The organism is Bacillota bacterium, from assembly GCA_012839765.1.
Taxonomy (GTDB): Bacteria; Bacillota; Limnochordia; order DUMW01; family DUMW01; genus DUMW01.
The window spans coordinates 13,355-36,137 of record DUMW01000009.1 but is presented as its reverse complement, the minus strand read 5'-3'; the positions used below and the strand labels follow the sequence as shown (position 1 = coordinate 36,137).

The 22,783-nt window shown below is 55.5% G+C and carries 19 protein-coding genes; all 19 read right to left on the bottom strand.

The features are described from left to right. Positions 1–24: 24 nt before the first annotated feature. The 19 genes from GXX57_00780 to GXX57_00690 all read right to left on the bottom strand — a co-directional run bounded on the left by GXX57_00780 (position 25) and on the right by GXX57_00690 (position 22,516). Positions 25–1,353: an FAD-dependent oxidoreductase gene (locus GXX57_00780; GenBank protein HHV43189.1), complete on the bottom strand. Its 1,329-nt coding sequence runs from the start codon at positions 1,351–1,353 to the stop codon at positions 25–27. 357 nt (positions 1,354–1,710) lie between these two features. Then, positions 1,711–2,739, bottom strand: a complete 1,029-nt coding sequence (locus GXX57_00775; protein HHV43188.1) for a LacI family transcriptional regulator — start codon at positions 2,737–2,739, stop codon at positions 1,711–1,713. A gap of 655 nt (positions 2,740–3,394) precedes the next feature. After that, positions 3,395–4,660, bottom strand: a complete 1,266-nt coding sequence (locus tag GXX57_00770; protein HHV43187.1) for an insulinase family protein — start codon at positions 4,658–4,660, stop codon at positions 3,395–3,397. Between the two features lie 535 nt (positions 4,661–5,195). Then, positions 5,196–5,978: an alpha/beta hydrolase gene (locus GXX57_00765; protein ID HHV43186.1), complete on the bottom strand. Its 783-nt coding sequence runs from the start codon at positions 5,976–5,978 to the stop codon at positions 5,196–5,198. A 232-nt stretch (positions 5,979–6,210) separates the two neighbouring features. Beyond that, positions 6,211–7,227 (bottom strand): polysaccharide deacetylase family protein, encoded by a 1,017-nt coding sequence (locus GXX57_00760; protein ID HHV43185.1) that lies wholly within the window; start codon positions 7,225–7,227, stop codon positions 6,211–6,213. Beyond that, positions 7,228–8,010: a polysaccharide deacetylase family protein gene (locus GXX57_00755; protein ID HHV43184.1), complete on the bottom strand. Its 783-nt coding sequence runs from the start codon at positions 8,008–8,010 to the stop codon at positions 7,228–7,230. 44 nt (positions 8,011–8,054) lie between these two features. After that, on the bottom strand, positions 8,055–10,175 hold the full coding sequence (locus GXX57_00750; protein ID HHV43183.1) for a DEAD/DEAH box helicase family protein: 2,121 nt from the start codon (positions 10,173–10,175) through the stop codon (positions 8,055–8,057). A 64-nt stretch (positions 10,176–10,239) separates the two neighbouring features. Beyond that, positions 10,240–11,016, bottom strand: coding sequence for a hypothetical protein (locus GXX57_00745; GenBank protein ID HHV43182.1), 777 nt, complete (start codon positions 11,014–11,016; stop codon positions 10,240–10,242). Between the two features lie 2 nt (positions 11,017–11,018). Further along, on the bottom strand, positions 11,019–11,684 hold the full coding sequence (locus tag GXX57_00740) for a glycosyltransferase family 2 protein (protein ID HHV43181.1): 666 nt from the start codon (positions 11,682–11,684) through the stop codon (positions 11,019–11,021). A 9-nt stretch (positions 11,685–11,693) separates the two neighbouring features. After that, positions 11,694–12,503 (bottom strand): copper transporter, encoded by an 810-nt coding sequence (locus tag GXX57_00735; GenBank protein HHV43180.1) that lies wholly within the window; start codon positions 12,501–12,503, stop codon positions 11,694–11,696. After that, positions 12,500–13,627: a hypothetical protein gene (locus tag GXX57_00730; GenBank protein ID HHV43179.1), complete on the bottom strand. Its 1,128-nt coding sequence runs from the start codon at positions 13,625–13,627 to the stop codon at positions 12,500–12,502. Before GXX57_00730 ends, GXX57_00735 begins: the two co-directional genes overlap by 4 nt. Positions 13,628–13,868: 241 nt before the next feature. Then, on the bottom strand, positions 13,869–14,606 hold the full coding sequence (locus GXX57_00725) for a hypothetical protein (GenBank protein HHV43178.1): 738 nt from the start codon (positions 14,604–14,606) through the stop codon (positions 13,869–13,871). Between the two features lie 86 nt (positions 14,607–14,692). Further along, positions 14,693–15,973, bottom strand: a complete 1,281-nt coding sequence (gene spoIVB, locus GXX57_00720; GenBank protein HHV43177.1) for a SpoIVB peptidase — start codon at positions 15,971–15,973, stop codon at positions 14,693–14,695. 104 nt (positions 15,974–16,077) lie between these two features. Continuing rightward, positions 16,078–17,799 carry a DNA repair protein RecN gene (recN, locus tag GXX57_00715; protein HHV43176.1) on the bottom strand — a complete coding sequence of 574 codons (1,722 nt, stop codon included), beginning with the start codon at positions 17,797–17,799 and terminating at the stop codon, positions 16,078–16,080. Positions 17,800–17,819: 20 nt separating this feature from the next. Continuing rightward, positions 17,820–18,281 (bottom strand): arginine repressor, encoded by a 462-nt coding sequence (argR, locus tag GXX57_00710; protein ID HHV43175.1) that lies wholly within the window; start codon positions 18,279–18,281, stop codon positions 17,820–17,822. Between the two features lie 66 nt (positions 18,282–18,347). Further along, entirely contained in the window at positions 18,348–19,205 is an 858-nt protein-coding gene (locus tag GXX57_00705) for an NAD(+)/NADH kinase (protein HHV43174.1), read from the bottom strand. Positions 19,206–19,226: 21 nt separating this feature from the next. After that, entirely contained in the window at positions 19,227–20,039 is an 813-nt protein-coding gene (locus GXX57_00700; GenBank protein HHV43173.1) for a TlyA family RNA methyltransferase, read from the bottom strand. Continuing rightward, the gene (locus GXX57_00695; GenBank protein HHV43172.1) at positions 20,040–21,914 is read right to left on the bottom strand and encodes a 1-deoxy-D-xylulose-5-phosphate synthase; all 1,875 of its coding nucleotides are present in this window, start codon (positions 21,912–21,914) and stop codon (positions 20,040–20,042) included. It lies immediately after the preceding gene. Further along, positions 21,911–22,516, bottom strand: coding sequence for a hypothetical protein (locus tag GXX57_00690; protein HHV43171.1), 606 nt, complete (start codon positions 22,514–22,516; stop codon positions 21,911–21,913). The genes GXX57_00695 and GXX57_00690 overlap by 4 nt, the downstream gene beginning before the upstream one ends. Between the last annotated feature and the right edge of the window lie 267 nt (positions 22,517–22,783).

The following is a 22,783-nucleotide window of genomic DNA, read 5'->3' as shown; positions in this document are numbered from 1 at the left end:
CCGTCCTTCCTTGAAAACATTAGTTTACACAGCTTCCTCTTTATCATCAAAGTTAGGCAGATACGCGCCCAAGTCCTTGAGTCGACGCTGCAGTTCAGCAATGGGAAAATCTCTCACCGAACAATCTCGTTCCGCCGCAATGGCTGCCGCTATCCCTGCAGCCTGACCGGTGATGTAGCAGCCGGGCATGACTCGCACAGACCCTTGGAGAAAGCGATCCGAACTAATGGAACGGCCCGCCACCAATACATTGTCCAGTCCCTTGGGCGTCAGGCAACGGTAAGGTATACCGTAGCTTTCTCCCTTTGCGTAGCGCAATTTATGGAAATCTGTGGCATATCTTTCGTAGTGTTCATCGGTAGGCGTTGAAGCATGGATATCGACGGGATAGCAATACCGGCCAATCTCATCGGGAAACACGGCCCGCCTATGGAAGTCCGCCAGACACAGCTCATAGTCCCCCACGATCCGTCGGCTTTCCCGAATACCCATGAGGGCACCGGTGGCCGCAAGTTCCATTCTCTCATATCCATCCAAGTATTCTTTATAATACCTTTCATACTCATCGAGCAGTTTCCGCCCTTGAATGAGCGCGGCCGTGAGGGAACGCTCGTCGGTACCATCGACACCGAAGATGTGACCGATATTGCCGCCGCCGAGGCTTTGGCCCACCCGCCACATCCCGGGCAAGTGCCGATCCTCATACGTAAACACCCGATCCTTGAAGGCCTGTTCCAGCATCCGATCATCGGGAGGCTTCACCCGGGACCAGTCGATATCCGCCCAGAGGCTGCACAAGGTCCCCGGCTGCATATGCCCCTCTTCATCACCCTTTAGGTATTCCGCTCCAGCCAAAACCGCGAGATCCCCATCACCGGTGCCGTCCACAAAGACCTTAGCCTCAATGGCAAACAAGCCGCTTTTCGCCGCGAGGATAGCGTAACAAACCTTCCTTCCCTCTTTCCGTACATCGATCAACTTCGTGTGAAAGAGAAACTCCACCCCTGCTTCCAAGAGCATATCATCATATACCCGTTTCAATACCTCCGCCCGGATGGAAAAGGCATTGTCCGGGCCCGTACCGCCATTCTCCCGCAGCCGGGTTAAGACCTCCTCCCCGATGCCGGCGGCGAGGAAGTTCACTCCATCGGAAAACATCATAAAGGCGGGCACTAATCCAGCGGTACCCATCCCACCAAGACAGGCCTGCTCTTCGACCAAAAACACACGCCGCCCTTGCCGCGCTGCCGCCACTGCGGCAGCTACCCCCGCCGGACCACCGCCCGCCACCAGCACGTCCACACTGTGCCGTACTGGTATGCTTCGCTCATAGGTGAGGACCCGATCAGACACCACACATCTTCCTTCCTTCGTAATGACAATGATTTACGATCACACCGACAAATCCTGGTGCAACATACCGATGATGGAAGCTCTCGCCACTACCTGTGACTAATGGATCCTGAGAGTCACTGGACAGCTCACATCTACACCAGAACTATCTATGTAAAGAACTTCAACTACTAACGCGAGTTACCAACTGTTGTTTTCATTATACTACTGGTTACTAACGCGTGTCAATAGCAAGTTAAAAGGACTTTCTTTCGCCACTGGCCAAAGCCTCTAAACCCTTTGAGCCGTAAGAAAAGCCGGTTTTCCGAAGGAATGCCCTAGCAGAGAAGTTCCGCTAGGGCACAAACAGGACAGTGTTCATTCATCCGAGGTTAGCTGACGGGTGGTGTTTCCCACCACCAAAGAACATCTGATCCAGATCTGTTGAGGAGTCATTATCTCGCCCGAGAGACGTTTCACCAACAAGCGGACTGCCTCTTGCCCCACCAGGGTCTTTTTCAGATCGACACAGGTAGGATAGAAATTCCGACTGGGATTGGGAACCTCTTGGTCCGATAGGGACAGCACCGATAGATCCTCGGGTACCCGCAGATCCGCGTGCTGTAAATTCTCCACCAGGTCAGCACACTTGCCCATGCTGAGGATCAAAGCGGTAAGTCCCTTCTGCCGAATGAAGGCCGCCAATTCCCTGGGATCATTCCAGACCTCCACAGGGATCATGTGCATCTGGGCAGCAGGGTTTTTCGCAATAACCTCCTCACAACCGACGATCCGATCCAGATCCGGCTCATAGTCCCCCACTGGCGCGGTGTAACCAATCTGCCGATGTCCCAGATCCAACAGATGCTTCATGGCCTCGCCACTCACCGTGCGATAGTCACTGGAAACCCAGTCCAACTGACAGTCCGGCACATTGCGCCGCCCAATATATACGATCTTATGTCCATCTTTGACCGCAGCCCTGATTTCCTCCTTATTGGTTTCGGCCCCCATGAGGACAGCACCGTCCACCATGGTCAGAATGTTAGCACCATCGCGGTAGATGCTCTGGTTTCCATGCCGATCGTGGCGGGTGAACATGAGCAGATCATAGCCCTCTTCCGAAGCCTGGCGCTCGATCCCCAAAAGGAAAGCATAGTAAAAGCTGTCCTGTTCGTAGGGAAAAGACTCCCGATAAATAAACACCCCAATCAGATTGTTCCGTCCACCGGCTAGTTTCTGGGCCGCTAGGTTCGGTGTGTACCCTAGTTCCATGGCTGCATTGAACACCCGATTGCGGGTTTCTTCCGAAATGACAACATCGGAATTGCGATTGAGCACGAGGGACACGGTACTGCGCGACACCCCCGCCCGCTTCGCCACATCACTTTGCGTCACCCTTCGCATCATGCACCACCTCACGGCCGTAGACTACTCGGCAGAAAAACGCCACTTCTAAGATGACAAGACCACCAGTAATCGACCATTCTTCATTGACCTGGCTCCAGGTTATCACTAATATACTTCATACCGTAGATAGTGTCAAAAAGACCAAGAATAGCTTCAATTATCCGTGGGACCCCTCATCCATATTGTACCATGCAGGCCCAGGATAAGGAACACCGTGGCTAGTCCTATGAAACCCTGAGCTTAGAGGGGAAATAAGGAAGGGCGCCTTGCCCTTCTGCGGCTCCACGCAGATAGGGTGACAACAATAATGGGCGCAAGACAGCAAGAGAAGGGGATAGGATTCACCCAAAGGGGGGCCATCCCGTTGGGGAATACCGGGAAAAAACTCCGTTGGCACCCTGCAAAAAGGGCATTCCCCCAATCCCGAGGGATCCCCCAGACAACACTGGAATCCTAGCCCACAAAGCACATGGGTGGCCATGGAGTTCAAAACAGTCTCAGGCCCTTTTCAGACCACAAATCAATATTTCGGGTTGGGCTGGCATATCATCTGGCAAGGCTTAGCTGGGGAGAAGGAGTTCGAAGGGCCTTGCACATTTTGGCAAACGGCAGTGGAGCCAGACCACATCCCTCAAACTAGCGCAAAAACAATCTAGCAGGCGATAATCGCGGCTTGATCAAAAAACTCCCTAATCCCTGCGGCGTTCCTCCCCACCGCCACCACACTGACGGGGCGACTAAACAGAAGGCTGCTCACTTGGTAAACATCCTCAATAGTCACGTCATCGATCCTTTGACAAATCTGTAGCGGCGTAGACACTGGCTTGTCGAATAAAATGGACTTGCTGAGGCGGCCCATCCGCGCCGCGGTGCTCTCAAGCCCCAGCATCAGGTTGCCCTTGAGCTGTTCCTTGGCCCGATCCAGTTCTAGTTGAGAGATGGGGTGCTTCATCAGTTGGTGGATCTCTTCCTGGATTAATTCCAAAGTCTGTTCTAGGGAATCGGCATCAATGCCTGCGTACACACCGAACAAACCCGCGTGTGCGTAGCTACTGTGGAAGGAATAGGTGGAGTAAGCTAAACCCTGCTCTTCTCTGAGCTTTTGGAATAAGCGGGAACTGTTACCACCGCCCAGTACCGTATCCAGAACATACATTGGATAGCGCAGGGAGGAATACCGGGTCAAACCCGGCACCGCCAGACAAAGATGCAGCTGTTCTAGGTCCTTTTCTTTATAGGCCATGAAGTGGTGATACCCCGGCTTTGTCAGCTCTGTCTTCTGGTGCTTTGTCGTCCACTGGGAGAAGTACTCTTCCAGAAGCTGCACCACTTCCCCGTGTTCCACGTTACCCGCCACCCCCACCACTAGGTTTGCGGGAGTATAGTTGTCTTCCTTAAATCTCTGTAACCGGTCGGAATCGAAGGCCCGCACCGATTCTTCCGTGCCAAGGATGCTTTGGCCAAGGCCATGGCCTTCGAACAGATAGTTCACCAATAATTCGTGGACCAGTTCTTCGGGCGTATCCTCATACATCTTGATCTCCTGGATAATGACTCCCCGCTCCTTCTGCAACTCACCTTCATCAAAGCAGGGATTGAGGAGCATGTCGGTCAACAGGTCAATAGCAATGGGCAAGTGTTTCCGGAAAACCCGGGCATAATAACAGGTATACTCCCGACCGGTGAAGGCATTTACTTCTCCTCCAGTGGAATCAATAAGCTCCGCGATCTCCCGGGCGGAACGATTAGCCGTACCCTTGAACAACATGTGCTCGATGAAATGGAAAGCACCGCTGTACTCCGCCGGTTCATAGGCCGAACCTACCCGAAACCAAAAACCAATGGAAACCGAATATACATGGGGTATTGTCTCTGTAACCACCCGAATGCCATTGTCTAAAACAGAATATTGAAACAAGCCAAGTTCTCCCCCCAGTCCGGATCTTGATCACTAATATACTGGATGGGATCATGCCTGTCAAAGGGAATTAGTCTTGCTTTTCCTAAGACCATCATGTGGCTGGCGCCACACCAACGAATGGATGAAAACTGGGGTGGGTAGTCGAAATCCCATCGGTTATCTCGAACATGTTTCGATCGTTTACGACCCTCATTCTTTCTTTGCCTTGTCCGCAAGGAAGACATCTTTTGTTTGCGAGAAAAATGTCTGCCAGATCAGCTCGATAGGCGAAGGGCAAAAGCCTATTCTACCCTTCCTTGGTGCCCACAAGTCTCCAGGTAAAACCAACAGAAGGAATTCACTGACCTTATCTCGTCAACTGTGCAAATCAAAGCAACGGACCTGTGTCTGTCTTCCCTCTCCTAACTCACCCGTTCTTCTCTTTTCTTGTTCTTCAAACTGGATCCCCTGGGAGGTCTATCCAAAGTAGGAATGACGATGTACTAAGACAGCTAACAAACAGCCTATTCTTAATACATCGTCCCTCAGTCCATCAGAAACCCAGCTGCTTTAACCAGGTACCACAGGCCTTTGTCCACTGGCCCACCTGAGGATCCTCCTCGGCCAAGCCCATCCCATGGGGACCATGGGGGTAAATGTGCAACTCGAAGGGCACCTTGTTTTCGCTTAAAGCCTCAGCGAACATCAAGCTGTTTTCCACCGGCACCACTGCATCATCCGCGGTATGCCAAAGGAAGGTGGGTGGCGTCTGTGGTGTCACTAACCGATGGGTAGAAAGACCCAGTCTTTGGTCTTCGGTGGCCTCGGGCCCCAACAGGTTCGTCGCCGATCCCCGATGGGCATACTTGCCAAACAAGGCGATCACTGGGTAACAAAGGATCAGGGCATTAGGTAGGTAGTCCTCCTCAGCCACCTCGTCCCTGCAGCCCGTCTCCAAGGGCGCTGTGACGGTACCCAACGAAGACACAAGATGTCCCCCGGCAGAAAAGCCCAAGACACCGATCTTGTCTTTGTGAATTGCCCATTCTTGTGCCCTGGATCGCACATATTGGACCGCCCTGCGGACATCAAGGAGTCCTGCGGGATAACGGTGTGGGGCAACACGGTAATCGAGCACAAAGGCCACAATCCCCAAGGAGGTCAGCCATTGGGCAATGGGTTCTCCTTCATGGGGGGCCTTGACAGCATAACCACCACCGGGACACACAATGACCGCTCCCGTGGGCTCTTTGTGATCCGCTGGAAAATAGGGGGTAAGGGTAGTAGGAATGCCTGTGGATTCAGGCCAGATTTTAATGGGGGTTTGTCCATTCAACGGATATTCATCCTTTCTAGACAGTTGTCCACTACACTACTAAGAAACAATATACTACTTTTTGCGCCCGCTGTCTGCTAGCCTTCGCCAAATCAAGGGGATTAATGAAGCATAGTCAATCCCGAGAAAGAATCGCGAGGCTTCAGAAGAATAAAGGGCCCACAGGCAAAGCACCGGTGGGCCTAGGAATGTAGAAGCAGTCTCCGCTGGGAAAGGGAGGATCACCTAACCTTTAGTGTTGCAGGGCATTCTGTTGGAGGGCCAGCAGGGCCCCGATGGGCACCAACCGATAGCCCTTCCCTTGCAGTTGCTCGATCATCCGGGGCAATGCCGCCAAGGTATTGGGCCGGGGATGCATGAGGACGATCGCTCCCGGCGTAGCCTTGGGTACCACCCGGTTAATGATGGTGTCAGGGGTGGGGTCCTGCCAGTCGATGGTATCTAACGTCCACATGATAGTTCGATACCCCAACGAGGCCGCGGTGGCGGTGACCCGCTGGTCTACGTCCCCCGCGGGCGGAGCAAACAAAAGGGGCTTGTAGCCCACATGTTCCATGATTACCCGCTCCGCTTCCACGATCAGTTCCAACAGGTCAGGATCGGACAGTTTTGTGGTCTGGGGCGCGTGCCAATAACCGTGGCTGCCAATTTCGTGCCCCGCCTCCGCCAGTTGCCGCGCCAAGGTGGGGTTCTTCTCGGTCCAGGTGCCGGTAAGGAAAAAGGTAACCTGTACTCCGTACTGGCGAAAAACATCAAGCATCTTTGGCAGCACGTCTTCTCCCCAGTCCACATTCACCGCAAAACTCATCACTGGCTCGTTCACCCGTGCCTGATAAAGGGGAGTGAACATATCGGAGGTGATGGGCGGGTCTACCGGTTGCATCACGAAGGTGATCTCTTCACCCATCCGGGCCTGCAGGGCCCGTTTGGCCGTAGCAGGGACGTCAGCAAAGAGCCCCGGCTGTTCACTGATCACCTGGCCCGTGGCCGGATCGTATCGAGCGTTTACAGGGCTCACCTCCACCTCGTCTTTCAGCTCATGAAGCACCTTCAACAGTTCTCCTTCCAACAGCCCGCCAATATCCCGGCCGCAAATGTGCACGCCGGGACGGACGCCGTAGACGTAACGAACAAACTGGTCTTTAATACCCAAAACCAAACCTACCACCAATAAACCGGTGAAGAGCCAGCTCGCCAACAGAAGCATATCCTTGGGTATATGTAACGAGACAATGCGGAAGCGGACCACTTAGCTTCCCCCCTTTGCGGGCCTTTGCAGGCCGGAGTGGGGCTCGATGACATAATTATCTTTGTAGATCAATTGGGAGACCGGCACAAGCTCGTAGCCCTGGGCCTGCAGCTCCGGAATGATCCGTTTGATCACCTCAGCAGTGTAACGACCATTGTTGTGCATCAAGATGATCGCCCCCGGCTCCACGCTGCCCATAATCCGCTGGTAGATGTAATCAGCGGTTACGTCTTTCCAGTCTAGGGAATCCACGGACCATTGGATGGTGTAATAGCCCAGCTCAGCAGCGGTTTCGATCAACAGGTTGTTATACTCCCCAAAGGGAGGGCGAAAAACAGTAGAGCTTTGCCCGGTGAGGTTTTTGATAAGATCATGGGTCAGCATGATCTCGGTCTCGATTTGACTTTTCGACAAGGTGCTCATGTGGGGGTGGGTCCAACTGTGATTACCGATCTCATGGCCCATGGCCGCAATACGGCGCACATCGTCAGGGTACTTCTCCAACCAGTATCCACATAAAAAGAAGGTGCTCTTCACCCCGTATTGGTCCAAAGTAGCCAAGATATCTGCGGTATATTCATTTCCCCAGGTGGCATCGAAGGTGAGGCTGACCTTCTTCTCCGGCGTATCCACCGCATAGATGGGGACCAACCGGCCGGTCAACAGTCCCATCACCGGCTTGATCACTTCTTTGCTTATCAGGTAGAGATTCATCAGCAAAAGCACGGCCACCGCAATGATTAAGGCACTACGGCGCCCTTTGGGTAAGTAATAGATGCTCATGGTTACCCCTCCCGATAGAATCTATGCAGGAGGACACCAAGCTATTACTCAGGGATGAAATCCTCGCAAGCGTGCAGGATCTCCTGGATCGTACCTCGATGGAAGGTACATTCGGGCAGGCTATTTAGCACCACGGCACCGTAGGGACGCCGCAGGACCCGCGCATCGCAAAGCAACACGATTCCCATGTCCGTTGTCTTACGAATCAAACGACCAAAGCCCTGCCGGGTTTTGAGCACCGCCAAGGGCAACATGTACTCGATAAAATCGTTGCCGCCCCGCTGCCGAATCGCCTCGCATTTTGCTTCGGTGATGGGATCCTCTACAGCTTTGAAGGGCAGTTTGGCCAGAACCACACAACAAAGGGCACTCCCCGGGACATCCACCCCCTCCCAGAAACTATCGGTACCCAAGAGTACTGCCTTGGGGGTGGTGCAAAACTCCTCCACCAGTTGCTTGCGCTCCTTTGTCCCCTGGACGAGGAAGACAAAGTCTGGTAAGCGTTCGGACAACAACCGGGCCTGCCGCTCTAGGGCAGCATAGGAGGTAAAAAGAATAAAGGTCCGACCTTTGGTCTTGGGCAATAGCTCCACCAAAAGCTCTAGCAGGGCCTGATCATAGGCCTCCTCCCGGGGATCGGGTAGATCCCTGGGCACCCCCAGAAAGACTTGCTCTTTGTAGAAGAAGGGCGAGGCCAGCTGAACGGTAAACGTCCGCTCCTGTAACAGCGGATCCGCCTCCTTACCGATCCCCAATCGCTTAGTGACAAAGGCAAAATCGTTATTCACCGTCAAGGTGGCCGATGTCAGCACCACGGTCTTGTTACTGGAGAAAAGATGCTCCCCGAGGAAAGGGCCCACGTCGATGGGGGCACTACGCAAGGTGAGGTTGGCTCTGGGGGATCCGGCATATTCCATCCAGACCACGAAGTTATCATGGGGGTAGGTGGCAAAAAAATCTGCGGTGGCGCCCAGGTTTACACACCGGTTGGCCATCCCTTTGATATTGTGATAGGTTTCCTTACAAGCCTCATCATCCTCTAAGGGCTCCGCAAGGTCCAAGAGCTTCTTTCCCAGTTCATTGGCCGCCACCGCCAGCTGAACCAGTTCCGGCACAATTTGCTCACACCATTTTCGCCAGAGGGGAGAATCATCAGCCCGCAAACGCAGTCCCACAGCAGCAATATCCTGTGGGACGACGGCATCTAGCCGCTGGAAAAGACGGGTCGCCACCTCCTCCAAATCCCTGTACGCGGGCTGCAAAGTGGTTTCCACCGTGGTCACCAGCTCGTCAAGACCAAGCCGGTGGCCGGTGTGGCGGAGACTGGGAAGCAGTCCTGTTTCTTTGTTTTTCCCTTTCCGATACAGCCGGCCCAGCAGTTGTCGCGTGCCCAACCGGGACAGATTGCTGCCCAGATACGCACAGGCCACATCTTCCAGGTTGTGGGCCTCATCAATAATCACCCGTTCATAGCGGGGCAGGACCCCCGCCTGTGGGCTGACCTGTTTGATGGCCAGGTCCGCACAAAGCAAATGATGATTGGTGATCAAAAGCTGCGCCTTGGTCGCGGCCCGCCGATGCTCAAAAAAGAAGCAATCGGAGAAGTAGGGACAGTCATTGCGCCAGCAGTCGTCGGCATCGCAGGCAAACTTTAACCAGAGGGATTCACTGACGTAAAAGTCCAGGTCACTCCGACTGCCGGAATGGGTCGTTTTTGCCCACTGCTGAAGCCGCTGTTTTGCCTTGGTTTCGTCATCCTCCAACAGCTGGGTCTGCTGCAAGAGATCCCCCACCTTCAAGCGACACAGGTAATTGCTCCAACCTTTCACCACCACCGCGGAAAAACTCCAGCCTAAGGCCGCCTGGATCAGGGGAATGTCCTTTTCCAACAGTTGTTCCTGGAGATTAATGGTGTTGGTGGAGACAACCACCGGTTCCTCCTGTTCCAAGGCCCAGGAGATGGCCGGCAACAGATAGGCCAGGGACTTCCCTACGCCGGTCCCCGCCTCAATGATGGCGATCTCCTCTTGCACAAAGGCCCGCACCACCGCTGCGGTCATCTCTTCCTGGGACTTCCGATACTCATAATCCGGCAGAAACTGACTCAATTGTCCGCCGGGCCGTAAAATGTCAATATGTCGTTGGATCTCTTCCCGTAGGCCCATGGATGAACTCCTTGTCTTTTGCTTCCTTCATTCTACTGAAAAAGACAAGAAGTAGCAACTTAGCCTACTCCCTAAGCCGGGGACAGCGCCCCAGGTTGTCCAGGAATCGTAGTAGAGAATTCTTTCGGATGATTTGGGAAAGGGAGTATCGTTCGGTAAGAAGATGAATTCCCAAAAGACCGATGAGCCAGCCCAGTTTCACACCACGGGAACACCCCAAAAGAAGATAGCCTAGGGCACCACCGAGGAAATTAGCTCCTCCATCCCCCAACATGGCCCAGCCCCGCAGATCGTAAAGTACGTAACCCAAGAGGGCACCCAAAAGCAGCAGACTAAGATCCCATTGTCTGGCCAGAAGGGGCAGTAGCACCAAGAAAGAGAACTTCACCGCCCGGCCAGGGCGCAGATCCAAAAGATTCACCAGGTTAACACTGAGGGCAAAAAGCAGCGTGTCCATAAACAAAGCACCCCAGGAAGAAGTGTGCCTGGCCGCTACCCCCAGGGCCACCAGCAAGCCCAAAAGGGCCTTCAGTAATCCTGAGGTAATCACCCCGGAGCCCAAGGCCCTCAGATGACCCCCAATCCCCCGGTATTCCCCATCACCCAGCAGATCGTCCATGATCCCTAAGGTTCCCACCAGCAACAAAACCGCCGCGCCATGATGGTCGCCACCAAGAACTACCGTCCCCAACCCCACCGTAAACATCAGGACAAGTCCACCAATCATAGGCACGGGAGTGCCCTGGAAATTGCGCGCCACATAGCCCCGCCGCCGGGCAAGGTCGATTAGGATTCCGCCTAACACAAGGGAGAATCCCCAGGCCCCCAGTAACCGCCACATCCCTATTTCCCCCTCCAGACCTCTTTACAAATCGCCCGCAGCACATGGCAAAACTGTCTGCCCCGGTGCCGAAAGCCCGCCAGGTCCCGTCCGGTGAAATGATGGCGGAAATGGAGGTCAACCTCTTGCACCCTGGCCCCCAGACGGGCCAACTGAAAGTTCATACTGGTCTCCACCCCATACCCTTGCCCAAAGTCGATCCGCAGTAAAAGATCCCGGCGGCCGGCCCGCTGTCCCGACAGGGGAAAACGGAGGGGAACAGCCCCAAAGCGAGTAGCAAACCGGGCCAGACGGACCACCAAACCAAAACCACCGCCGAAGCTTTCCACGGGACATCCCACGGTAACGTCGGCCGCTCCGGTGAGCACCGGCGCCACCAGCTTCGTCAACTCCTCGGAGGTCGTCTCCAGATCCCCGTCAATGAAAAGCACGTAGGGATACCGGGCTTCACGGATCCCCGCGGCCATGGCACGCCCTTTCCCCTGGTTTACCGGCAACTGCAGGACCCGTCCCCCAGCCGCGGCGGCCAGAAAAGCCGTCTTATCGGTGGAGCCATCATCAACGACGAGGACCTCACCGACCCCCGGCATCCCTTTGGCCATTTCCACCACCCGGCCGATGGTGGCCTCCTCATTGTAGCAGGGGATAATTACCGAGATCTTGTCCATTGGATTCACCTAAGGTCCCGCCAAAAGGTCAGCCAGCATCTTTTGGGCCACCTTGGCTGCCTCCTGCAGACTTAGACTCACAGGCTCCCTCTGCTGTACCGCGTAAACCAAGGCCAACTGTCCAAGCAGGCTGTCGGCGCCCTCTAAGAAGACCACAGGGACGTCACCCCAAGCCTCTCTGTATTCGGACCCGGCTCCCGAAGGACTGGCTACCACCACCGGGGTATTTAAGGTTTTAAACTGTTTTGCCAGTTCCCTTTGTAGGCCCAGCCAGTAGGTCTTCTCCCCGGGTTCTATGGCCAGCAGAACCACCAGAAGATCGAAGGTCCCTTGGAACCGGCCCACCTCAATCCCTTCGGCCCCCTTACCAGTGGTTAAAGCTGTGTAAACCCGCTGGGCATGGTCTTCCACCGACACCGACCAGACGGGAGCCACCTGGAGCACCGTGACCACCTCTCCGCCTGCAGCCACAATCCCCCGCTCCACCACAGGCCAGAGGGTGCTCTCCCCCAGAATAACCACTGCCAGACGTTGACCACCAAGGCGGTTGGCCACCACGGCGGCCCCGGCCTCCCAGAAAGTCTCCTCCAAGATGGAAAGATGCTGGATGTACTGGTTCATCTCTTCCTTAAGCAGGGAGTTTTCCGCCCGTAGTCCCTTCAGCTGCCCCCGCAGCTCCTCGGTCAACTGAAACTGTTGATCAATCATATCCTTGTCCCCGGTGAGTAGGATCCCAATTAGGATTCCCAAACCCAGGGCCACGAAGATCCCCACCAAAGTGGCCACATGATAGCGAAAATCCACGATCAACCCGATCACCAGCCAAAGAACAAAAGTACCCGAACCACAAACATATGGGCCAGTTGTCGCAAGGGTTCGAAGAGCATCCACAAGACCACCAGGGGAATCAGGGCAGAACTGGCCACTCCCAGGGAGTACCAAAAACGCGGTCTTCCGCTGTAAAGCTTGTTGACCCCCTTGGCATCGATCAAGATGGAGCCCACCTTCATCCGCACCAGTAAAGTGGAAGCCATCCCGGGACGCCCCTTTTCCAAAAACTCAATAATATTGGAATGGGTCCCCACCGCGACAATCAGATCTGCCCCCTCCTGATGAGCCAAGAGCAAGGCCAAATCCTCACTGGTCCCGATGGAGGGGATGGTGTCCGCGGCAAGACCGAGGCTCTGCACCCGGTTTAGACCCGGCGCTCGCCCATCGGGATAGGCATGGACAAGAAGCTGGGACTTCCCCCGCAGGGCCTTGTCACTGACGCTGTCCATGTCCCCGATAATTAGGTCCGGGTGGTACCCAAACTCTAAGAGGGCATCGGCACCCCCGTCCACCCCAATCAACACCGGCTTCATCTCCCGGATGAAGGGGGCCAAGGCGGCCAGGTCCTCCCGGTAATCGGTGCCCCGTACCACCACCACCACGGGCCGTTCTCTGATCCGCACCTTGAGGGGAGGGATCTGCAGGGGGACCATGACCAACTCCTTCTCTTCCTTTGCGTACTCCAAGGTGTTGTCCACGAAGGCTTCTAACTGCCGCGCAAAATTCTCCTGGGCCTGTCTTTCCCGTTCTTGGACATACTGTTCATCAAGGCGCCGGACCCGGGCCAACCGGCGACCGTTCTGGATCAGGGTATCGTCCGCGATGGTCAGCAGGACCCCCTCCTGGATCTCTTCAAACAGCTCCGGGGAGGCAACACAAACGTCATATAAGGGAATCCTGGCTTCCAAAAGGCGCCTTGGTCCGACGTTGGGGAACTTACCCGTCGATGAGGGGGCGAAATTTACGATGGCCTTGGGCCCATGACGAATCAGGGCAGCAGCGGAAACTTCATCGATGTCCGCATGTTTGATAACAGCAATGGCATTTGTCGGCAATCGCAGCAGCAAATCCTTTGTCTTTTCGTCTTTGTATGCCTTCCCCACAAGCTTCATGGACCCACAGCCTTCCAGGTTAATATACCTAACATCCCAGTAGTTATTATCCTGCAAAGGCGCCTTAATCTATGCACAAAAGAAGGGTAGACACCCACTGGCGTGGCCAAAGACAAGGGAAAGCCTTACCCCAGGGATCCGCGGCTGTCGGGGTCAGAAGGAAGAAAAGGAAGGCCCCCGTACCAAAGGAGGAGGTCCCAGACCGGCTTTCGCTTCTTTCGGGCTATGGGGGCCTTGACCGCTAAAGCATGGAGATTCTGTGGTTTCTGTAGCCCATGAGGTAAGTAACTGAGGAGGAAATGAAAAAGGCGTTGGAAGGGCGACCCGTATCGGGGACCACGCCCGGACTAATTTGGGCTAGGGTTTGTAACTGCCCTTTGACAAAGGCACTTTCGATGGCATACCGGATGGAACGCTCCACCTGGCTAGGTTTTGCGCCATACAGCCTCCCCACCGTCTCGTACAGACTCAGGACGTTGTTCAACACTTCCGGTTGGTGATAGGCAATGGTGATGGCCGCCACCAGATAACGATAGCCCTTGAGGTGGGGGGAGATCCCGCACTCCTGTAGATAGCTGTGCAGACGGTTTTCCACACTGACTTCCAACAGGTAACTACGCCGGTAAGTGGCCAAGTAGATCAAACGGGCCCGGAGGATCTGGACATTGAGGGGTTCAAGGAGGCAGTAATCCACCACGTTATGCTGGACCAACTCCACAGCCCGGGAAGATTCCTCGGAAAGGATCAAGAGGATCCGAGGACGGTGGGGAAGGCCCGCCCAATACTGGCCCCATTCTCGCTGGAACTCCGCGGTGTCCAGCGCGGGGAGCTCCGTGAGGACCACTTCTACCCCCGGATTCTGGCGAAGCGAAGACCAACCATCGTGGATGGTACAGTAAAAGGTTTCGCCGTCCAACATCGGCAGGTAAGACGTCGCGAAGGAACTACTACCAACCAACGCCACATATGTTCGTTGCATATTGGTATCTCCAGGAAATAGAGGTTAGTTCTATTATACACCAACCACGAGGAAAAGGCAATAATTGGTTACAGATAGTGACGGCTTTACGCGGCGTCTTGGTCTAGGATCCCCGCTTCCATGAGCATCCATTCCGCAAAGATACCGTAACCTCGGGTAGGGTTGCTCACGAACACATGGGTGATCGCCCCCACCAGGTAGCCGTCCTGGATGATGGGACTGCCGCTCATCCCCTGGACGATACCTCCAGTGCGCTCCAATAGCCGGGGATCTGTAATCTCGATGACAAGGCCCTTGTCCGAAGCGCTGGTCTGGTTGCTAATCCTTACAATCTCGATGGCAAACTCCTCCACCCGTTCTCCATCCAGGACGGTCAAAATGGTGGCGGGACCGGGCTTCACTTGACGGGCTAAGGCCACCGGAATAGGTTTAGAAAACAGGCCATGGTCCAGTTTTTGGGTCAATTCCCCATAGATACCGTAGGCACAGTTTTTGGTGATCGTTCCTAAGATCCGTCCGTCATCCATCAGTGCACCCAGTTTTTCACCCGGACGCCCCTTGCTGCCGCTGGCAATACCGGCAATCACCGCCGGCACGATCTGGCCGTTTACCACCTGGGCCGCCTGGCCCCGGCCATCCACCACCATATGACCTAGGGCGGCAAACTTCTTTGTTTTGGGGTCATAGAAGGTAAGCGTCCCCACCCCCACCACTGGCTCTTCTAGATATAGGCCCAAAAGGTACGTGTAGTAGGACTGGCCCCGGGCGGTCCGTTCCTCCACCAGGACCGGTTTTATGTCGGTGTAGAAGACCTGATCTCCCCGGCGCACCTGTAGCCTGAGGTACGCGTCATTCCTCCCGGCCTCTTCCACAAAATCCCGCACTTCCTGGGACTTGCGCACCGGCTGGTTATTGATGCTCAAGATCACATCGCCCTTCCGCAAACCCGCCTCTTTAGCTGGGTTCACCACTTGACCCTCGGCGGAGTGCAAGGGAACAGAGTCCATTACCACTAGGCCCTGGGGGGACACCATCACCCCGATGGCTTGCCCGCCGGGGATCACCTCATAGCGGGGGACCACGTCTACGACCAGGCCCTTGATGGGAAACAAACCCAGGAAAGTGACTTGTAGATCGTAGCTGCCCGCCCGGTCCGCCACGATGGTTACCAGGTTTTCCGGGTCCACGGTAATGTCCAGTTCGGTGGAGTGGAGGGAGAACAAAGAAGCCAGCCGGATCTGTTGACTGTCGCCCGAGGGTACACGGAGACTACCCGGCAGGCCCACCACCCCATAGACACCGATAGAGGTAAGGACCATTAAAACTACAGTAAGACAGATTAGGATGCGCCAATAGGACTTGTTCACAAAAACCCCCCCAAGTGCATCATAGTTGTAATATGCCCTTGGGGGGCGTACATTATTTAAACCCCACTTACTAACTGTTGACTTCCGAAGGGAGATCTGACAACCTACCCCTGGGCGATGGCCAACAGTTCCCGGGCCAGCTCCCGGGTCTTCTCACTGAGCTCGGCCCCACCTAACATACGGGCGATCTCCTCCACCCGCTCCTCGGGACCCAGGGGACGAACCTGCACCGAAGTAGAAGCATCGGTACTGATCTTGCTGATCTGGAAGTGCTGATGACCCACACTGGCCACCTGGGGCAGATGGGTAATACACAACACTTGCCGAAATTTCGCCACTTCCGCCAGTTGACTGGCCACCTGCCCGGCGGTCTTCCCGCCAATACCGGCATCGATCTCGTCAAAGACCATGGTGGGAACGGGGTCACTGGCAGCAAACATGAGCTTGAGGGCGAGCATCACCCGGGAGATCTCACCGCCGGAGGCAATTTTGCTCAAGGGCTTTGGTTCTTCGCCGGGATTGGTGGAAATAAGGAATTCCAGGCGCTCTGCCCCGTCGGGCCCCACTTTGAGCCCAGCACAATCCACCGCAGCCTCCCCCGCCACCGGCACCACCCTCACCACAAAGCGGGGATCCTTCATATTCAGCTTCTTTAACCGTTCGGCCACACCCGCCTCAATGACCCGGCTGACCTCAGCCCGCAGCCGGGTCAGCTCTTGGGCGGCGGTCTTCAGATCCTGTTTTTCCCTTTCCAGCTCCCTTTGCAAAGCGGCCATCTGCTCATCGGCCCCGGTGATCTGATCCAAATCCTTGCGCAGTTGGCTGCAGTAGGACAAAATCTCCTCCACCGAATCGCCGTACTTTCTCTTCAAACGACCAATGTCTGTGAGACGTCGCTCCACCTGATCCAACTCCGCAGGATCCGCCTCCAGTTGGTCCAGATAATCCCGGACCGCACCGGAAACCTCCTGGATCTCCACCATGGCCGATTCCAACAGACCCAAGGTCTCCGCGAGACGGTCATCGGTCTTGACCACTTCCTGCAGGTTAGCCAAGGCCTCCCCCAACAGGTCAATCACCGCGGGCCGGTACTCCTCGCCTTCGTAAAGGAGCTTGTAACTGGCCAGAGAGTGTTGCTGCAGCGTCTGCTGATTGGCCAGCACCTTGCGCCGGGCGGTCAGTTCCTCTTCCTCTCCCGGCACCAGCTTCGCCTCTTCGATCTCCCCAATCTGAAACTGTAACAAATCGATCTTCCGGGCAGCCTCCCGGCTTTGTTCCACCAACTCCGCAAGCTCAGTTTCCAGTCTGCGCACCGTCCGATAACCCTGGCTCACCGTCCGACGCACCGCCTGGAGTCTCTCTCCGCCAAATTCGTCTACCAGCATGGTGTGCAGTGGGGGACGCAGCAAAGACTGATGCTCATGCTGCCCGCACAAATCCACCAGGTGACTGCCCACCGCCTCCAGGACACTGACATTGACCATGCGGTCGTTAATCCTACAGCGGTTCCGGCCGTTTCGGGTCACCTCCCGGGAAATGATCAGTTCATCACTGTCCCCAGCAAGGCCCTGCTCCTCCAAAAACTCCCGCAGGGGGATAGACGGGGGCAGTTGAAAGGATCCTTCCACCAGCAAGGACGAACAGCCCGTTCGGATCAGGTCCACCGAGGCCCTGCTCCCCAACAACAGCGCGATGGCTCCGATGATCACCGACTTCCCCGCGCCGGTCTCCCCGGTGAGCACATTGAGACCCGGTCCAAAGGATAAGTCCACCTCTTTGATTACCGCATAGTTTCGGATGGAAAGATCGACAAGCACCTGGTTCACCGTCCCTTGCCCAGCTTCTTCTAACGCAACTCCTCAAGCCTAGCCAACACTTCCCCCACCAATGGGGACACAGGCTTTTCATTGCGGACCAGGACCAGGATGGTATCATCACCGCCGATGGTGCCCACCAACTCGGGCCAATCCATGCCATCGAGCAAGACCGCCACGGTCTGCGCAGCCCCCGGCAGGGTCTTGACGACGATGAAATCACCACAGGGGATGAGTTCCACCACATAATCCCCAAAGGCCCGGCGCAACCTCGCCTCCCCATCGGCCATGGGGTGGGCATGGGGCAGGGTATACCGGTCCCGTCCTCCTTGCACCTTCACCTTCACTAGGCCCAATTCCTTGATGTCCCGAGACACCGTGGCCTGGGTAACCAAGAATCCCCGTTCCCGTAAACGGTTTAGAAGCTGTCCCTGGGTTTCGATGGGTTCCTCCCGGATGATGGAGAGGATGGCAGTTTGACGTTCCTTCTTCATTGCCAAGACGACTCCCTGGAAAAGTCGCCACACCGCCCTTCGTACAAAAATCTTAATTTTCTTGTCCTAAACATCGGGATGGCTCAGCCGATTGCGCAATAGCTCGTAGAAGCCCCGTTTGCCCAGGCGAACTAACCGGGCTACCCGTTCGCTTTTTCCCACCAGGATCCGGTCCTCCGCCTGGATCTTGGTGGCAGGTTGTCCATCGACACTGAGCCGCACCTGATCGTGCAGACTATGCACCCTCAGTTCAATAGTCTCTTGGGGATGGACCACCACCGAACGGCTGGCGATGGTGTGAGGACAAATGGGGGTAATCACCAGGGCTTCCACCCGGGGACTGACCACTGGCCCCCCGGCAGAAAGGGAATAGGCTGTGGAACCGGTGGGGCTGGCCACAATCATACCATCGCAGGAAAACCGACCGGTCACCTGCCCGTCCACCTTCACTTCCACCTGGATCACCCGGGCAAAGGTGCTGCGGGTGACCACCACATCATTGAACGCGACAAAGGTGCCGGTCACCTGTCCTGCTCTTAGGACCTGGGCCTCTAGCATCATCCGTTCTTCAACCACGTAGTCGTCTTTGGCCAACTGTTCCACCGCCTCCGGCAGATCATTGACCTCGGCCTCGGTCAAGAACCCCAGGTGGCCCAGGTTAATCCCCATGATGGGCAACGGGCTGTCACAGACCAGATGAGCGGCATGTAAAAAGGCACCGTCTCCCCCCAGAACCAGCAACACTTCCGCCTCAGCCTTTATCTCTTCAAAGGGGCGGGCCAAGTCCATCCGATCCACCAGTTGGGCCGCATTAACCTCCAGGAGCACCTCTACCCCCTTAGCCCCAAAGGAATCCAAGAGGGTGTCAATCACCTCGGCGCACCCTTCCTTTTTACAATAATGCATGATTCCAATCCGCTTCAAGCCCTCACCCCACTATTACGCCTACTCCAACAAACGATGGGCCTCTTCCACCGTCGCGGCCACTGCATTCAAGAGATCCTCTTCCCTTAGACCGTTCCTTCCGTCTGTAGTGAGGTAGATGAAATACTCAATATTCCCCTTGGCCCCCCGGATGGGAGAATAGGTAAACCCCTGCACCTTAAAACCACATGCCCGGGCACAGGCCGCAATCCCCTCCAGTACCTGGCGGTGCACCACCGGATCCTTTACCAAACCGCCCTTACTCACCTGTTTGGGCCCGGCCTCAAATTGGGGCTTAACTAGGGAAAGCACTTGGCCCTGGGGTTGAAGAAAGGTCTTAATCCTGTCCAGGAATTTGGTAATGGAAATGAAGGAGACATCGATTACCACCAAGTCTATCGGCTCACCCAGCATCTTTGGCTCCACATGTCGGATATTGGTCCGCTCCATCACCACCACCCGGGGATCCTGGCGCAGGGACCAGGCCAACTGCCCATAGCCCACATCCAAGGCGATCACCTTGGCCGCCCCCTTTTGCAGCAGGCAATCGGTAAAACCGCCGGTGGACGCCCCCACATCAAGACAAGTAAGTCCCTGCACTTGCACCTGCCAGTGCTCCAGGGCATGGGCCAATTTCAGACCCCCCCGTCCCACATAGGGCATGTCCGCCTGCACCACAAGCTCCGCATCGGGCGACACGAAGGTCCCCGCCTTGGTAACCGCCTGCCCATCCACCAACACTGCCCCAGACATAATCGCGGCTTGGGCCCGCTGTCTAGTTTCGAAGAACTTCCGTTCTACTAACAATACATCCAGTCGTTTCTTGCTCGCCATTTAATCTGTCCCTCGTTGAAACGCCGGTTTAGGTCTTCCCATCAATTCGAAGGCGGCCTGAAAGATCCCCCGGGGACTAAGTCCATGCCGCTGCAAAAGCTCCTCCCGTGACCCATGTTCCACAAAACTGTCCGGCATACCTAAGCGTTTGACCTGGGGTGCAAGCCCCCGGAGGGCACATTCCTCCAGAAAACCTGCAGAAAAGCCACCGGCAAGGACATTATCCTCCACCGTGACCACCTTGCCCACTTTCTCGGCCCAGTGGAAAAGCTCCCCAGGCAGTGGTTTCACAAAACGCACGTTCACCACCGCCGCCTGGACTCCTTCCGCAGCCAACAACTCCGCGGCTTCCAGAGCCATTTCCGCCATGGGACCCACCGCAAAAAGGGCCACATCGGTACCATCCCGCAGTACCTCCGCCTGGCCCCAAACCACCGGTGCCGGCTCACTAGCTGTAGTGGCCTGGCCATTGGGATATCTGATCGCCACGGGACTTTGCCTAGTCAGAGCCAAGGTCAACATCTGTTCCAACTCCGCACCACAGCGGGGAACGGCCACTTCCATATTAGGAATGTGTCTCAGATAGGACAGATCAAACACCCCATGGTGGGTGGGTCCGTCGGGGCCCGCAATGCCGGCCCGATCTAGGACAAAGACCACCGGTAGTTCCTGGAGGGCCACATCGTGAATCAATTGATCATAGGCCCGCTGCAAGAAGGTGGAATAGATGGCTACCACCGGCCGCAATCCGCCCTTGGCCAGTCCGCCGGCGAGGGTAACCGCATGGCCTTCGGCAATACCTACATCGAAGAATCGATCCGGGTAGGCGGCGGCAAAGTCCCCTAGGCCAGTACCCTCTTTCATAGCCGCGGTAATGGCCACAATCCGTTCGTTGTCTTTGGCTAATTCCACCAGCTTCCGTCCGAAGACAGAACTGAAAGACTCTTTGGGGCCAGGCAACTGGCCGTTATTGGGGTATACTCCATGGAATCTGGCCGGATCCGTCTCTGCGGGAGGATACCCTTTACCCTTTTCTGTCACAACATGCAGAAGGATGGGTCCTTTCCGGCTCAAGGCCTCCCGGAGCCCCTTCTGCAGCATGCGGAAATCATGTCCGTTAATCGGTCCCAGATAAGTAAAACCCAACTCCTCAAAGAAGATCCCGGGAACCAACAAGTGCTTGATGCTGTCCTTGATGGTGTCCACCGCTTTCCCCATGGGACCACCAAGGCCGGGAATCTGCCTTAGGATCTTCTCCAGATCATAGCGGGCTTTGGAAATGGAAGGCTCCATCCTAAGCCGGTTTAAGTAATTCGATAACGCCCCCACATTGGGAGAAATAGACATTTCGTTGTCGTTAAGGATGACCAAAAGATCGGTATTGAGTCGACCCGCATGGTTCAAGCCCTCAAAGGCCAGGCCCCCGGTCATAGAACCGTCACCGATCACCGCCACCACCCGGTGGTCCTCACCCCGCAGATCCCTAGCCAGGGCCAAACCCAAAGCCACAGAAATGGAGGTACTGGCATGGCCGGTGATAAAGGAATCGTAGGGACTCTCCTTCGGCGAGGGAAACCCACTAAGGCCCCCCAATTGCCGTAGTTTGGCAAACTGCTCCTTGCGGCCAGTGAGGATCTTATGGACATAACATTGATGTCCCACATCCCATACGATCTGATCCATCGGACAGTCCAGGGCCCGATGAAGCGCGATGGTCAACTCCACCACACCCAGATTAGCCGCCAAATGTCCCCCGGTAACCGAGACCGTCTCGATTAGGAAATCACGGATCTCGCCTGCCAGCTGGTTCAGTTGTGCAAGACTAAGCTTTTTCAGGTCCTGGGGCGACTGAATTCCTGCCAAAATACCATTCATCGCCTTGACCTTCTTTCCCTTCTCTGCTGCTTTGATACCTTCTGCCTCCCTGCTTTGCCCTTTGGTTTTCTTTCCGGGCTTAGCAACTGGCCCACCAAGGGGATCCTACTGAATAAATATAATACCTGGGCCGCCCGGTAGACAATATCGTTGGCCTTGTTGATGGCAAAACCCTTTCCAAAGGCTTTGCCCCCCACTTGCAAGGCCGCGGCACCGCTAATGACTAGTGTTGTTAGTATTGACTCATTTAGATTAGGCTGTTCACGAATCAGCTGGAAAACTATGGTGGCGGCTAAAGCTCCCGAAAGGGTCCCTGCCACATCACCGATGATGTCATTACAGAAGGTTGACACCCGATCGGCGTTACGCACTAGCCGCACCGCGTGTTTAGCACCAGGTACGCGGTCTGCCGCCATGGCATGGAAGGGCGCCTCATCAGCCGCGGTGGTCGCCACCCCAATAACATCAAAAATGACACCAATAAAGACGATGAACAGTAATAAAAAAAGGCTTGGCCCAAAGGTCAGCCGATTACTAAGCGTGCGACTAACTGTAGAAAAGACGACGGAGAGCACAAAGGTTACTAGACCCGTAACGATCATATGTCGAATTGCTCTGTTGTTATCCATTATGTTTCTTTTGTGACTCCATTGTATACAAATTGAGGACGGGCGGCCTCAGATTGGGTAAACATTGTGCCTTAGGTCCAGCAGGTTTTCCCAAGAACGCTCCCTGGCGTTGCCGCCGGGCGGTTTCCCCTTTCCCGCTCCTCCGTTCTGTCGCCAAGAACAGAGCTGGATCGCCACTTAGTACACACTGCAATCCCCAACCTGAGCAACGATGGACAGCCTAGGAGTTTTCCTCCACAG

Excerpts from the sequence above, each read along its gene's own strand:
- GXX57_00775 (HHV43188.1), bottom strand. The coding sequence starts at position 2,739 with ATGCGAAGGGTGACGCAAAGTGATGTGGCGAAGCGGGCGGGGGTGTCG.
- GXX57_00755 (HHV43184.1), bottom strand. The coding sequence starts at position 8,010 with ATGAGCATCTATTACTTACCCAAAGGGCGCCGTAGTGCCTTAATCATT.
- GXX57_00750 (HHV43183.1), bottom strand. The coding sequence starts at position 10,175 with ATGGGCCTACGGGAAGAGATCCAACGACATATTGACATTTTACGGCCC.
- GXX57_00745 (HHV43182.1), bottom strand. The coding sequence starts at position 11,016 with ATGTGGCGGTTACTGGGGGCCTGGGGATTCTCCCTTGTGTTAGGCGGA.
- GXX57_00740 (HHV43181.1), bottom strand. The coding sequence starts at position 11,684 with ATGGACAAGATCTCGGTAATTATCCCCTGCTACAATGAGGAGGCCACC.
- GXX57_00730 (HHV43179.1), bottom strand. The coding sequence starts at position 13,627 with ATGAAGCTTGTGGGGAAGGCATACAAAGACGAAAAGACAAAGGATTTG.
- GXX57_00725 (HHV43178.1), bottom strand. The coding sequence starts at position 14,606 with ATGCAACGAACATATGTGGCGTTGGTTGGTAGTAGTTCCTTCGCGACG.
- argR (HHV43175.1), bottom strand. The coding sequence starts at position 18,281 with ATGAAGAAGGAACGTCAAACTGCCATCCTCTCCATCATCCGGGAGGAA.
- GXX57_00700 (HHV43173.1), bottom strand. The coding sequence starts at position 20,039 with ATGGCGAGCAAGAAACGACTGGATGTATTGTTAGTAGAACGGAAGTTC.
- GXX57_00695 (HHV43172.1), bottom strand. The coding sequence starts at position 21,914 with ATGAATGGTATTTTGGCAGGAATTCAGTCGCCCCAGGACCTGAAAAAG.
- GXX57_00690 (HHV43171.1), bottom strand. The coding sequence starts at position 22,516 with ATGATCGTTACGGGTCTAGTAACCTTTGTGCTCTCCGTCGTCTTTTCT.